13 protein-coding genes and 1 pseudogene are annotated in these 12739 nt (G+C 45.4%); 1 reads left to right on the top strand and 13 read right to left on the bottom strand.

What is annotated here, in order from left to right; translation table 11 throughout:
• Window positions 1-136: 136 nt before the first annotated feature.
• Window positions 137-499: a DUF3221 domain-containing protein gene (locus P5G61_RS02885; RefSeq protein WP_301244274.1), complete on the top strand. Its 363-nt coding sequence runs from the start codon at window positions 137-139 to the stop codon at window positions 497-499.
• A gap of 329 nt (window positions 500-828) precedes the next feature.
• Here P5G61_RS02885 and P5G61_RS02880 read toward each other — a convergent pair.
• The 13 genes and pseudogenes from P5G61_RS02880 to P5G61_RS02820 form a co-directional block, all read right to left on the bottom strand.
• A pseudogene (locus P5G61_RS02880) lies at window positions 829-1072 on the bottom strand (hypothetical protein).
• Between the two features lie 40 nt (window positions 1073-1112).
• The gene (locus tag P5G61_RS02875; RefSeq protein ID WP_301244272.1) at window positions 1113-1529 is read right to left on the bottom strand and encodes a hypothetical protein; all 417 of its coding nucleotides are present in this window, start codon (window positions 1527-1529) and stop codon (window positions 1113-1115) included.
• Between the two features lie 21 nt (window positions 1530-1550).
• Window positions 1551-2462 carry a hypothetical protein gene (locus tag P5G61_RS02870; RefSeq protein ID WP_301244270.1) on the bottom strand — a complete coding sequence of 304 codons (912 nt, stop codon included), beginning with the start codon at window positions 2460-2462 and terminating at the stop codon, window positions 1551-1553.
• A 51-nt stretch (window positions 2463-2513) separates the two neighbouring features.
• On the bottom strand, window positions 2514-2669 hold the full coding sequence (locus tag P5G61_RS02865; protein WP_301244268.1) for a WXG100 family type VII secretion target: 156 nt from the start codon (window positions 2667-2669) through the stop codon (window positions 2514-2516).
• 247 nt (window positions 2670-2916) lie between these two features.
• Window positions 2917-3669, bottom strand: a complete 753-nt coding sequence (gene yaaA, locus P5G61_RS02860) for a peroxide stress protein YaaA (protein ID WP_301244266.1) — start codon at window positions 3667-3669, stop codon at window positions 2917-2919.
• 216 nt (window positions 3670-3885) lie between these two features.
• Window positions 3886-4764, bottom strand: coding sequence for a prohibitin family protein (locus tag P5G61_RS02855; RefSeq protein WP_163755111.1), 879 nt, complete (start codon window positions 4762-4764; stop codon window positions 3886-3888).
• A complete protein-coding gene (locus P5G61_RS02850; RefSeq protein WP_301244263.1) occupies window positions 4742-4900 on the bottom strand; it encodes a hypothetical protein in 159 nt (52 codons plus the stop codon). The genes P5G61_RS02855 and P5G61_RS02850 overlap by 23 nt, the downstream gene beginning before the upstream one ends.
• Before the next feature lie 302 nt (window positions 4901-5202).
• Window positions 5203-5790, bottom strand: a complete 588-nt coding sequence (locus P5G61_RS32015) for a cell wall hydrolase (protein WP_435874013.1) — start codon at window positions 5788-5790, stop codon at window positions 5203-5205.
• Window positions 5791-6569: 779 nt separating this feature from the next.
• Entirely contained in the window at window positions 6570-7787 is a 1218-nt protein-coding gene (locus P5G61_RS02840) for an MFS transporter (RefSeq protein ID WP_301244259.1), read from the bottom strand.
• Window positions 7788-7901: 114 nt separating this feature from the next.
• Window positions 7902-8717, bottom strand: coding sequence for a carbohydrate ABC transporter permease (locus P5G61_RS02835; RefSeq protein ID WP_301244257.1), 816 nt, complete (start codon window positions 8715-8717; stop codon window positions 7902-7904).
• Window positions 8718-8917: 200 nt separating this feature from the next.
• A complete protein-coding gene (locus P5G61_RS02830; RefSeq protein ID WP_301244255.1) occupies window positions 8918-9790 on the bottom strand; it encodes a carbohydrate ABC transporter permease in 873 nt (290 codons plus the stop codon).
• Window positions 9791-9793: 3 nt separating this feature from the next.
• Window positions 9794-11068 (bottom strand): ABC transporter substrate-binding protein, encoded by a 1275-nt coding sequence (locus P5G61_RS02825; protein WP_301244253.1) that lies wholly within the window; start codon window positions 11066-11068, stop codon window positions 9794-9796.
• A gap of 232 nt (window positions 11069-11300) precedes the next feature.
• Entirely contained in the window at window positions 11301-12512 is a 1212-nt protein-coding gene (locus P5G61_RS02820; RefSeq protein WP_301244251.1) for an LLM class flavin-dependent oxidoreductase, read from the bottom strand.
• Window positions 12513-12739 lie beyond the last annotated feature (227 nt).

The raw sequence follows: 12739 nt of genomic DNA, 5'->3' as shown, positions 1-12739 counted from the left end.
TTTCATTCTACACGAATCAGGCTATGAGCCATTTTTTTATTTCAGTAGGGTGTCGCACTTCATATTACAATCCGTCAGATAAAAAACTTCATCCTATCTTTTATGTAGGTATATAATATATTCGAGGAGGTTCATCATGAAAAAAATAATGCTGCTTTTCTTAATTAGTATGATTATACTATCTGGCTGTACTAACAAGGATGAGCAAGAGCATTACCCAGTTTACGAGGGTACTGTGGTATTTAAATCAGAGAAAGATGACAAGTATAAATTTCTTGTTCTTCAAAATATAAGTAAGGAAGATTTGGAGAATGGTAATCTTGAGAATTTTATAGAACTAGCACAAAACCAACCGGAAGCTTCGTATTACTTTGTAGATAAAGAGTCTTATGAATCAATTGATGTGGGACAGAAAGTAAAAATCACTGCTGATTTTAACCAACAAGAATCTTTGCCACCCATTAGGACGGTTGTGAGTATTGAAGAAATTAATGAATAAGTTACTCAATAGAGAAAATCGCCCAACGATAACTTTGCAAATTATTAAAACAAGACCATGATAATTTAAAACGACAATCCGAGACTGAGGGGGATTATTATGGTCCTTTGTACTCGATAACACACTTTCCTCACCAAGCCGCTGTTCGTTTTCATGATGCGAACACATTCTATATCCACATATATGAACGTAATATATATATGAACATTCGTTGTTTTCCGCAATGATTTATGTTTCCCGTTAATGTTTAAATAACAGTTCACTTGCCATCCCCTCAAAAAAATAAAACCCCGAAAGTGAGATAACTAATCGAGGTTTGTTGCATTGCTTTACGATTCAAATGTTGTTTTATCGGGAAATTGTCCATTTTCCCTATACAGGCATCTTGCCAATCTTTGAGCCGCTCTATCGAAATAAAACTTCGATTCGTTATTGGCGTTTACTACTGGCTCCACTTCTTGAATGCTTTCCTTCTTTTTATTTAGTTCAATCTTTCCCATGACTTGTTCATTTGGGCCAAATAACCTTTTCATCATCTTCATGATCTTTCAACAATAATACAAATGAAGCCATTACATACCCTCCGTCACCATTTGAGATGATGTCTGGACATTTACTTATTCTCAAAATCTTTAACTTTCTCAATCTTTTGTGCAAAATCGCAAGCATTTTGAAAATCTTCTTTCGTGTAAAGTTCGGTTAAAGCATTCGCCTCTTCCTGCCAATCGGGTCCATACTGTAAAAGGTAATCTGTAAACCATTCATAGTAGGACGGGCTGGCTGGATTCAACAGAATCAATCTTTGATACATCTTCATCACACAAGGGATCGGTAGAAAGAAATTTGTAAGCTCATAATTAATTGCTTCTAATAAATCATCAGAGTTGTCCGTATGATCTATCTCAGATATCAATTGATTGGACAGAGAGTCTACCGTCTCTCTCGTTGTTTTTAATTCTGCCTGATCTAATTTCGACCAATCCTGGTCAATCAACTGATGGAGCTCTTCCACTATCTTTTGTATAGTCAAGGTTAACGTCCCCTTTATATTTTATTTGGGATAATAGGTAGAGACCCTTAAAGTGCCATCTGGCGTTTGTGTTACGGTATAACCCATCGTTTTCTCATTTACTTGAATCGTTCGCTCAACCGTTTTAGGAGGTCTGGGGAAATCAATATTTGTCTTATTGGCTAATTGCATATCTTTAAGTATAACGGATTCTATCTGATTCATGGTGCCAATATCTTGAGCATTTCCTGTTCGGTGTCCACTTCCACGGTATCCATGTCCACTATTAATTTCTACTTTAGTTCCATCTAACTCAAAAGTACGTTTTAGAGCATCACCTTCACCCTTAGTCCCAAGTGGCTGCAATTTAACTTCGCCGATAACATTCGGACTTTGCGTTTTAGCATGTCTGGCTTCAGACGCTTCCACATTCTTTTTAATCTTCGCCACAGCTGGATGGGATGAAGGCAACCGAAAAGGCCCTTTGCTACCGGGCATACTCCCACGAACCATCTGAAATCCCATGAATAGCTGGCTGAACTTCAGTGAAGTTAGCATCATCTGAGCATACTTATCAGATACAGGTTCGCCTGTGTAAGGATGAATTCCCTTTTCAAAAGCTTTGATCTGCATTGCAACAATATCTTCTCCTGGCGGCTCAGCGTTAACTGCTTGCATCCGATTATAATCCAAATGCCCCTGATCCCTCTGATAAGCCTGAAGCGCAGCCTGGTCCGAGACACCATTTTCATTGACAGGCATCCACATCAACTTCCCAAACATATTGACTTGTGCCATCCGGTATCCCTTATCACCCGAACCTGAATTACTTCCCGAGGTCTTCATCATCGCTGGCGCACCCATAGCCCCAATAGCACTGCCCAGACTCACCATGTCAGCATCTGCTTTCTTAAATCGCATGGCAATATCCTTCAGTTCCTTGGAGGTGTTCACCATACTCTCCAGCGCTTTATCCAGGATGGGGCGTGAACGCTCAAATTCATGTTAAAACCTCTCCTGCGTCGCACCCATCCACATCGTCTGAAGGAACATGATCTGTCTTGTCAGATCACCTCGGATACTCTCCATCTGTTGTCTCGCCTGATCCACCTGATTCGATACGTGAAGTAGTTGCTCAGGAGTAACTTTAATTGTACTCATCCATTTCACCGCTCATTCGAAATATGATAAGACTATGTTAGCAGAAGTGAAATTACATTACATCCGGCTAACCTCCTGATTTAACTGCATGAACTCACGCACATCATGATGTTCCCCCGTACTACGGTCCTAACTCATTTCTCATATCAGAGAAGGATACTGAAATATAATATCAAAATAAAAACCAGCCCATAAGAGGAGCTGGCATACTAACTAGCATTTTTTTAATAACGGAACTATAGACTCGCTATTTCTCCTCTGAATATATAAATACATAATTCCCCTCATCCGACTTCTCTTCTGAGAAAACAAAACCTAACCGATCAAAACTTCTAGTATCCTTCACATCTATAATCTTATGCTCTGCCATATAACGTACCATTTCGCCTCTGGCCATTTTAGCCCAGGTTGCCTTTTCAACAAGCTTCCCATCGACCATTTGTCCAAATATACAAGTGATAAAGCGAGTCTCCTCATTCAGAAAAGGGGTGATATTTTTGCTGAACTCTTTGGAAGCCAGATTCAGAATGCAGTTGCTTTCAGATTGAAGCTGATCTGCTAGTTTGCTACCCCAAAATTGATATAGGGACTTGAAGCCCGGACCTTGCAATTTGCCCTGCATCTCCAACCGATAAGGTGTAACACCATCCAATGGCCGTAACATACCATAAAAACCGGATAATATGCGCAAATGCTGCTCCAGGTACTCCAGTTCCTCCTTTTGAAAAATACCCGGCGCCATATATTGATACTGGATGCCCTCATAGGCATAGATTGCTGGCGTCAGGTTATTCTTTACATTCATATTCTGAATCCGATCCATATTTAGTTCGGCGATTGCATCGTTACACTTCCACAACGCTTTGAGTTCGTCATAGGTTAACTTTTGAAGCAAACTGAGTAGCTGTTCTGATTCGTTTATAAATTGCGGCATCTGTGCGATAGCCATAAGATCGGTATCGATCTTCATCTTTTTAGCTGGTGATATGATAATTCTCATCGTGCTGATCCATCCTTAATCTACCGTTGTTTTTGTCGTTATCCATTGTACAGGATTGGACAGGCGAATCCAATGCCAAGGCTTAACTAAATCCCTCATGGTACCTTTGAAAAGACTCAAAAATGAACAAGTCAGTCCACGATTGGACCGGCTTGTTCATTAGAATTCAACACATTAAATTGGTGAAAAAGTAAGGCGTGCATTTCAAACCGCTAATTAGGGAGATACGCTCCCCGCGCCGCTATTTTGCTCTGTTTTTGTAGTCGGCAATTGAATCATTGGAGTATTTGACCCACTTACGTATGGAAGTGCTCCATCCCATTTCTTGATGGTTTCATATTCAACGAGTTGGCTCGATAATGATTGTTGAAGCTCTTTATTTGCTTTAGCTTGACCTTCTGCTTCGATCAATAGTTTGTCTGCATTACCTTGCGCTTCCACGCGCTTACGATCTGCTTCTTTCTTGGCGATCTCAAGTTCAGTCGTTTTACGTTCCAGTTCTTGAGAAGCTTCAACACGCTTATCGATTGCTTCCTGCGTCTTAGCGTCAGGTTGAGGAACACCTACAGTAACGTTGGATACAATAAAGCCTAACTCTTTAACGTCATCAGAAAAACGTTGTTGGACATCCACTCCTGCTTCGGATGACTTTTCACCATAAACATCAATTACTGTAAACTTGGAAATACCTTTACGAGCTGCGTCACGGAAACGTGTTTTGAGATATGTATCCTCAATTTCTTGAATGCTAATTGGCCCAAATGTATTGAAGATGGAAGATACTTTACTTGGTTCTACTTGGTAGTTGTAAGCAAAATCAATTGTGATGTTTTTCCCGTCAGAAGTAGCAATCTGAATATCTCTATATTCAACCGTTTGAATTCGGATAGGATATTTCGTCACTTTATCAAACGCTCCAACTAGTTTCCACCCTTGACTCAGTGTACTATCTTTTACGCCTCCATTTGGTGAATACACGACCCCAACATATCCATTAGGAATTCGTGTTAAAAAGAAGGTCACCAGTAACACTCCCACAATAATAACTACTGCAACCGCAATAGCCCCTACTTTAAACGTCTTTGAATTTTCCATCACCATTCTCCTCTTGTTTGAATTTATTGTATTTCTTCAACACTCTACTACCTATTTTATTGAATAGCGGGATCATTAATCCCCATAGAATAAATGCTAGGATAAAGATTAAAATGATTCCCCCAATAAATGGCATATTCGTCCTCCCCTCTATGGATGTAACCAAGCACCAATTTATAAATAGCACTAATTATATCCTCCTTTATATATACTTTGTAAATTCGTATTCGGTTTCAATGATATTCAGACACCATTCCAATATTCTTCTACCGCTGTCAATTGAAAAGAGGGACATAAAAATACGGAAGATTCCCCCCTCTCCTCGCCTGAACAACCAAAATATAAAAGAAACCCCGGTAGCACGTCTGCATTCAGCAGCGTACAGCCGAGGTTCATCATTATCATTTCAAATATTACACTATATATCTCTACTTAAACTCACCTAGTAAAATCATGTTGCCCAATCGTCAGCAACGTTGGTCTGCTCTTACTCCACAACGACGTCGCAATCTTCGGATTGTAATAATAGAGCGCTCCGTGTGTCGGATCAGTGCCATTCAAGGCTTTACGTGCTGCCTGATAGGAAGTCTGGGTTGGCTTTGTATTAAACTGTCCATCGTCTATGGCCGTGAACTGCCCTTTTTGAAAAATCACTTTCGGGATCGAAGAAGGGAATGCATTCGAATGCACACGATTCAAGACGACCGCGCCTACAGCAACCTGTCCTTCAAAGGACTCTCCGCGTGCTTCCCCATGAATTAGCTTCGCGAGCTGGCGCAGTGTGTTACCTTGGGCTGCAGCCTTCTTGTTCAGTCTGTTCAGTGTTGCCGGACCTGCAATCCCATCCGCACTCAGCCCCTGAGCCTGCTGGAACTTACGGACAGCGCCTTTGGTAATAGAACCGTAATATCCGGTCATTCCGGCCTTAAAATACCCCAGTTCGCTTAATTGCTCCTGTAATTGCAGCACATGTTCACCGCGAACGCCCTGCTCCAGCTTCTGTGCTCCGGCAGAAGGAGCTGCCATCGTGAGACCGAGAGCCATCGCGAAGGCACCGAGAAGCACACTGACTCGTCCTGCTCTTTTGCCAGTCTTTTTCCCCCTGCGATGGGTGACTTTCCTGCTGATGGTAATAGGCCCCCTGTAGTCAGTGCTTGTGTGCAGATCATGCGATTCACGCCCTTCATTCCCGCTATCTAATCTAACTTCTTTATTAAGGCTGTGGATATAGCTCCTCATCTTCATCTGTTTCATTTCTCTCATCTCTTTAACAGGAGTAAGGTCGATCACATCATATCTCCCGTTTATCTCACTTATCTTATCGTTGCCACTATAACTGTACATCACATTCATCCCGACATTATCAGTCACACGTACTACTTCACACACGCCATTCTGTCCACTCATCATATGCTTTTCATTCATTCTATTCTTGTCACTTATTCTATTCTTCTCATTCATCATATTCTCTGCATTCACTTCATTCATTTCACGTGCCTGATCCATTTCAATATTGTTCTTCATCATTCCATTAACCTCCACTTTTCTGAATCCAGATCCCACTTCTTCCCCCTGAATTCTCACGGTTGGACATCCCGAGTGTCATTATAGGATATTGAAAAAGTGACGTCTATCGGACCGATGGCGCAGGCGAAAATCCACTCCAAACATAGCAAAAAGAGGCATGAGCCCATGGTCACGCCATGGTCATGCCTCTTCTTGTATCAACTTCCTTCCGCTTGTCCAGCCCATCATTTCCGTAGGCAGGTTGACCCGTACAAAAGTTGCGTTGTATTTATTGACATTTATTCGGCCAGTTCTAGACCCTTCGTTTCCCGGCCCAGGAACAGCACAGCCGCTGCCCCAATGAGGATGGTCACGAAGAAAATCGTGAATATCAGGCTGATTGCGACTTCACGCTGAACCAGCATACCAACCATTAATGGAGCAAGCACGCCCCCAATCCGGCCTACCGATGTGGCAAGACCCACACCTGTGGAACGAACGGAAGTGGGATACAATTCCGGACTATACGCGTACAGTCCGCCCCAAGCTCCCAGATTGAAGAAGGAAAGGCAGATACCTGCGGTCAGAATCGTCGCTTCCGTTGTCGCCAGTCCAAAAGCAATCGCACTTACTGCGGTCAATGTAAGATAAACGACAAGTACAAATTTGCGACCAAACCGCTCAATGAAGTACGCCGCTGTGAAGTAACCTGGCAGCTGCGCGATCGTCATAATCAGCACGTATTGGAAGCTCTTGACCAGCGTAAAGCCTTTGGCCATGACAACCGAAGGCAGCCACAGGAACATGCCATAATAAGAGAAAATGACGGTAAACCACAAGATCCAGAGCATCAATGTTGTACGACGATGCGGTGCTGACCAGACCGTAGCTACCTTCTCACGGAACGTGATTTTATGAAGCTTGGTATTATTCTTGTAACGAGGCGGGTCCTGAATAGCACGGCGCAGATACAGCGCATAGAACGCCGGAACAGCACCAATGGCAAAAGCAATTCTCCAGCCATATTCCGGGATCACAAAGTTGGCAATGAGTGCCGATACAATCCAGCCGCCTGCCCAGAAACTCTCCAACAGTACAACTGCACGTCCGCGTTCTGCCGTAGGCATGGACTCAGATACCAACGTAGATGCTACGGGCAGCTCTCCGCCAAGGCCGATACCGGCAATCAGACGCAGTACACACAATACGGCGAATCCAGTGGCAAGGGCTGACAGACCGCTCGCAATCGTAAAGATTAGTAATGTCCACATCAAAATGGCCTTTCGGCCGAATCGGTCCGCAAGTGCCCCCGCAAGCAATGCACCTACCGCCATACCAATCGAGTTGATGCTTGTAAGCACCCCGACTTGTCCGGGACTTAGACTCCATTCCTTGGCAAGTGCAGCCACGATGAAGGAAATCATGCCGACTTCCATTGCATCAAACAGCCAGCTCATGCCGGCACTGAACAGCAGCTTGCGCTGCTTGGGATTCCGCAATACTTCCAGTTTGCTCATGTCCTATAGCTCCCTTGATCTCTATATAATCATTCTGACACTAAACCATTATTATGCAGAATGATCCAGAAATCAATGTAAAATACGTATATCCGCTGATCTTCTTCCCATGCCTTACCCCTTGAGTGAACCCGCTGTCAGACCTGCAACAAAATAACGCTGGAGCAGCAGGAACAGCACAATCATCGGAATAGCTGTGACAAGCACACCCGTGAGCATCATCGGATAGTTAGTCACGTATTCCCCGCGGAACTGCATGAGCGCTAGAGGTAATGTGAGTTTGGACTTACTGCTGAGCATCAGCATCGGAATGAGCAAATCATTCCACACCATTACAAGTAGGAACGTAGCTGTAGCTGCCAAAGAAGGCGCAGCCAGTGGTAACGCAATCCGTGTGTAGAGCCTCCACTCGCTTGCTCCATCCATGCTGCCCGCTTCCAGTATTTCCGCATTCAGCATACGCATGAAGCCCGTCAGCATAAATACAGAGACCGGCATCAGCATCGCAGCTGATACGACAATGAGTCCCGTCAGACTGTCCGACCACCCGAGCGTACGCGTCAAGGAATAGATCGGCAGCATGCTTACCTGGGAAGGAACGATCAGCCCTGCCACGAACAGGGCAAACACAATTTTGCCTACGCTGCCGCCCCAACGTACAATGGCATAAGCAATCATGCTGCTGAGCAGCAGCTCAATCGCAACCGTGCCCAGCGTCACGACCAGACTGTTCCCGAAATACTGCCACATCGGCTGGTTGCGAAACATGCCAGTGAGATTATCCCACGTAAACGGATCCGGCCAGCTAAATGGACTCGTGAAGAAGTTGCTGCTCGTTTTGAACGAAGATACAAATACAAAGTACAGCGGCACGATAATCAGCAGCGCGTACACCAATAAGATCAGTCGATTGAACCATTTTAAAACCATATAAATCCCCTCCTTCCTTAGGTCTGCTTAGGTGCTGTTCACGTCCAACGGTAAGACTGGGCAGGAATGATGAATACTTCTCCATCCCCATCCAGTCACAATCACTACCCTCAAAGCAAACTCCATCAGTACCTCAAGTAACTCCAATACGATGAAATCAACAACTCCTGTACTCACGAATACGTCAATTCGCCCAATCGTTAATAGCTTACCCGGTCGGCACGCAGCGCTTTGAACTGCAATAACGTCAGCAGCGCCAGCAGAACCAGGAAAATCATCGAACCTGCTGAAGCGAGGCCAAATGAGTAGCTACCAAAGGCGGTATGATAGATATATGTCGTTAAAATTTCAGTTGCATAGTTCGGGCCTCCGTCCGTCATTGTGAAAATGAGGTCAAATGCCTTGAACGACTGAATGGTCGTATAGGCCACCACAATCGTTGCCGAAGGTGCCAGCAGCGGCCAGGTCACGGTACGGAATACCTGCCATTTGCTGCCGCCGTCCATACGAGCTGCTTCATACAGTTCTGCCGGAATGCCTTGCAGACCTGCGATAAACACAATCATCATCTGCCCGGCATGTGCCCAGACCTGGACCGCGGCAATCGAGTAGATCGCGATCTTGGGATCACCAATCCAGTTGTGGGCAATGCTCCCCATACCTGCCTCGTTCAAACCATAGTTAATCAGCCCGATCGAAGGATCGTACATAAAAGCCCAGATCAGACCCACCGACACGGAGGACAGAATCGCAGGCAGAAAATACAGCGCTCGAAGCACGATGCGTGTCTTTGTATTGCGTACCAGGAGAAGCGCCAGAACAAGTGAAATAAAGGTTTGCGCAATGACAACCGTTAACATGAACTCCACGTTGTTGCCAAAGGCTTTGCGGAATACGATGCTGCTGAGACTGTCCTTGTAATTATCCAGCCCTACAAATGCATACGACGGGGATACCCCGTCCCAATCCGTAAAGGAGTAGAACAGCCCCGTCAATGTAGGAAATACGAACAGTGCAACGTACAGCAGCAACCCGGGTAACAGAAACAGGGATAGCTGAATACGATTCTTCATCGTTTATTTCCCGATATGCTGATCAATGATCGCTTGTGCCTGCTGCGCTGCTTCTTCTGGAGAAGTGCCGCTCAGCACGGCCTGAATGGAGTTGGTTACGGCTTTTTGATTATCTCCGTTCAGGATGGTAAACCGTGGCTGGAACACGGTCTTTTTGCTCGCCCAATCTCCCGCTACCTGAAGCTCAGGTGTATCGTACTTCACATCGTTCACCGTTACATTCTGTCCCGTCTGGTTGGCGTATTCGCCAGCTACTTCTGGATTGCTCAGGAATTCGATGAACTTCTTCGCTTCTTCCGGATGTTTGGACTTGCTGTTTACCGCGAGCATAAATGTCGTGGTATGAACGCCTTCATACTTGGCCTGGTCGGCACTTACGGTAATCGGTGCAAGCAGTTGCTGCTCCAGATTCGGATTTTGCAGCTTGTTCTGTGCTAACTGGTAAGATCCACTTGCGAGCATCGCTGCTTTCTCCTGGATAAAGAGTGCTCCCGCTGCCGGATCTTTCGTTCCCAGTGCATCCTGCTGGAAGTAACCTTTGTCGTTCAGTTCTTTAATCTGCGTTAACGTTTTCACCCAAAACTCATCCGTCAGTTTCGCTTCGCCAGCTTCCACTTTGGTAAAAATGTCGTCACTCGGTGCATTGTTCATTACCATCGTATTCATAAATTGGCCCGGACCAATGTCCGCTCCGGCAAATGCAATCGGAATAATGCCGTTGTCTTTCAGCGTCTGGCAAAGTGCCAGGAAGCCTTCCCAGTCGGTCGGAGGCGTCAGTCCGTATTTTTCAAACAGCTTCACATTGTAGATGGGATCGTTATATACGAGTTGATAAGGAATGGCATACTGCTTGCCATCGTGCTGGCCTGCTTCGATCAGCTTTGAATTGTAAGCCGACAGGAACGATGACCCGGTCAAATCGGTGAACAATCCGGCTTTGGTGAAGGCTTCGAACTGTGCACCAGGGAAGGAGGCAAATACATCCCCTACTGAACCGTCACTGATTTTGGATTGTACAGTTGATTGATATTGGTCCGAAGGAAGAGTCTGCATTTCCACATGGATGTTCGGGTTTTCCTTTTCAAAGGCGTCAATGCTCTTGTTCAGTGCTTCCACATCCTCTCCACGCCAGTGCATGAAGCTGATAGTTACTTTATCTGAACCAGAGGAACCATTCTCTCCTGATGAAGCAGAATCCCCACCACCGCAGGCAGACAGCAGGATGGACATCACCAGCATACTGACAAGGGGCAGGATATATTTTTGTTTTTTTCTCATGAAAGAAGACCTCCTGAAGAATGATTAATGTAAGTTGCACGAATGTTTTTACACTGGATACTCCGAGTGCAGTACCATCTTCCGATCGCTGTTATCCCCGAATTTCTTTGAATCATCTCTATAAATGGTTAAAATCCGGGGATAAAGGCGAGCGCTCCGCTTCTTCAGATCGGTTCTGCCCTCTCCGTTAAAGTGTAAAAAAAGGGGCACTTACTTAGATTTGGTAGTTAACTTAGTTCGTAGTAACTGAATGCTTCTTCTGTCTTGTTTTCCACTTCTCACGAATGATCGGCATAACCGTCCGTCCAAAAATTTCGGCTTCTTCCAAATGAGGATATCCCGACAATATAAATGTGGTCACGCCGAGATCTCCATATTCCATCAACCGTTCTGCGACCTGTTCTGCTGTACCCACAATGAGGATCGCTCCGCCGGAACGCACAACAGACAAACCCGTCCACAGGTTGGGACCTACGACGAACTGCTGCTTCTCGGACAGTTCCCGCAGCTCATTTTGCCTGCGTTGATTGGTTGCATCCGTTTCTGCAAAGGCTGCTTTGGCTTTCTCGATCGCTTCAGGTGGTACTTTGCTAATAATCTCCCACGCCGCCGCCCAAGCTTCTTCTTCCGTATCCCGAATAAGCACCTGTGCCCGCATGCCGTAACGCAACTGGCGATCTTGTCCGGTTTCCTCTTTGATCTGTTCGCGAATGACTTCTATTTCTTCAATCTGCTCCTGAATCCAGTCATGCGGCTCGCCCCACATGAGGAATGTATCTGCATGTTCAACAGCTACCCGTTTCGCAATCGGTGAGCTTCCCCCCAGGTAGAACGGCGGATACGGCTTTTGCACCGTTTCAGGCATGCCTACCGGAGCTTTGAAATTGTAATATTTTCCATTAAACTCCGATGGTTGATTGGCCGCAGCTTCCCCATTCGTCTCAGCACCACTTCCAGCAAACTCGGTCAGATTGAGCCCGGTCGATTGCGTCCATGAACGCTTCATCACTTCCATATACTCACTCGCGCGTTCATAACGTTCATCATGGGCATGAGCCAGTGGATCTCCTAGTTCCTCCAGATCCCGAACCGAACTGCCTGTCACCACATTGATCATGGCACGACCACCAGACAGTTGATCCAGTGCCGCTCCCATTCGTGCAGCCAACACAGGGGTAACCAGACCTGGGCGAATAGCCACAAGCGGACGCAATGTTTTCGTGTGACTCATGACAGCCGAACCCACAACCCACGCATCCAGACAGGCTCCTCCTGTCGGAATCAATACAAATTCAAAACCTGCCGTCTCCGCCGTCTGCGCCACTTGAACCAAATAATCCAGGCTCGGTTCCCGTTCCGGGGCAACCCCCACATATTTTCCGTCTCCTGCCGTTGGCAAAAACCAGCCAAATTTCATCTCTTCCTGTTCGCTCACGCAAGTCATTCCCTTCTATGAATAAATAAAGTCTCATGTTAAAAATAAGATCAGTGTTGTGCACATTGGCCATTCCGGTTACGAATCGTTCTTTCGATCACTGTTATAAAGGCAAACATTGCGTTTCTTCAGAATCGATTTCGTCCCCTCCACTACGTTCGCACTCGTTAAACCTTATTTTTAAAGTGCGCCTAATTTCTAATCATTTTATAAGTACGAATACTTCCAAATGCCGA

This window comes from Paenibacillus vandeheii (assembly GCF_030433635.1).
In the GTDB taxonomy this organism is placed as follows: Bacteria; Bacillota; Bacilli; order Paenibacillales; family Paenibacillaceae; genus Paenibacillus; species Paenibacillus vandeheii.
This window is presented reverse-complemented; position numbering and strand designations above follow the sequence as displayed.

Excerpts from the sequence above, each read along its gene's own strand:
- P5G61_RS02885 (WP_301244274.1), top strand. The coding sequence starts at position 137 with ATGAAAAAAATAATGCTGCTTTTCTTAATTAGTATGATTATACTATCT.
- yaaA (WP_301244266.1), bottom strand. The coding sequence starts at position 3,669 with ATGAGAATTATCATATCACCAGCTAAAAAGATGAAGATCGATACCGAT.
- P5G61_RS02840 (WP_301244259.1), bottom strand. The coding sequence starts at position 7,787 with ATGAGCAAACTGGAAGTATTGCGGAATCCCAAGCAGCGCAAGCTGCTG.
- P5G61_RS32015 (WP_435874013.1), bottom strand. The coding sequence starts at position 5,790 with ATGGCAGCTCCTTCTGCCGGAGCACAGAAGCTGGAGCAGGGCGTTCGC.
- P5G61_RS02830 (WP_301244255.1), bottom strand. The coding sequence starts at position 9,790 with ATGAAGAATCGTATTCAGCTATCCCTGTTTCTGTTACCCGGGTTGCTG.
- P5G61_RS02855 (WP_163755111.1), bottom strand. The coding sequence starts at position 4,764 with ATGGAAAATTCAAAGACGTTTAAAGTAGGGGCTATTGCGGTTGCAGTA.
- P5G61_RS02865 (WP_301244268.1), bottom strand. The coding sequence starts at position 2,669 with ATGAGTACAATTAAAGTTACTCCTGAGCAACTACTTCACGTATCGAAT.
- P5G61_RS02820 (WP_301244251.1), bottom strand. The coding sequence starts at position 12,512 with ATGACTTGCGTGAGCGAACAGGAAGAGATGAAATTTGGCTGGTTTTTG.
- P5G61_RS02850 (WP_301244263.1), bottom strand. The coding sequence starts at position 4,900 with ATGCCATTTATTGGGGGAATCATTTTAATCTTTATCCTAGCATTTATT.
- P5G61_RS02835 (WP_301244257.1), bottom strand. The coding sequence starts at position 8,717 with ATGGTTTTAAAATGGTTCAATCGACTGATCTTATTGGTGTACGCGCTG.
- P5G61_RS02825 (WP_301244253.1), bottom strand. The coding sequence starts at position 11,068 with ATGAGAAAAAAACAAAAATATATCCTGCCCCTTGTCAGTATGCTGGTG.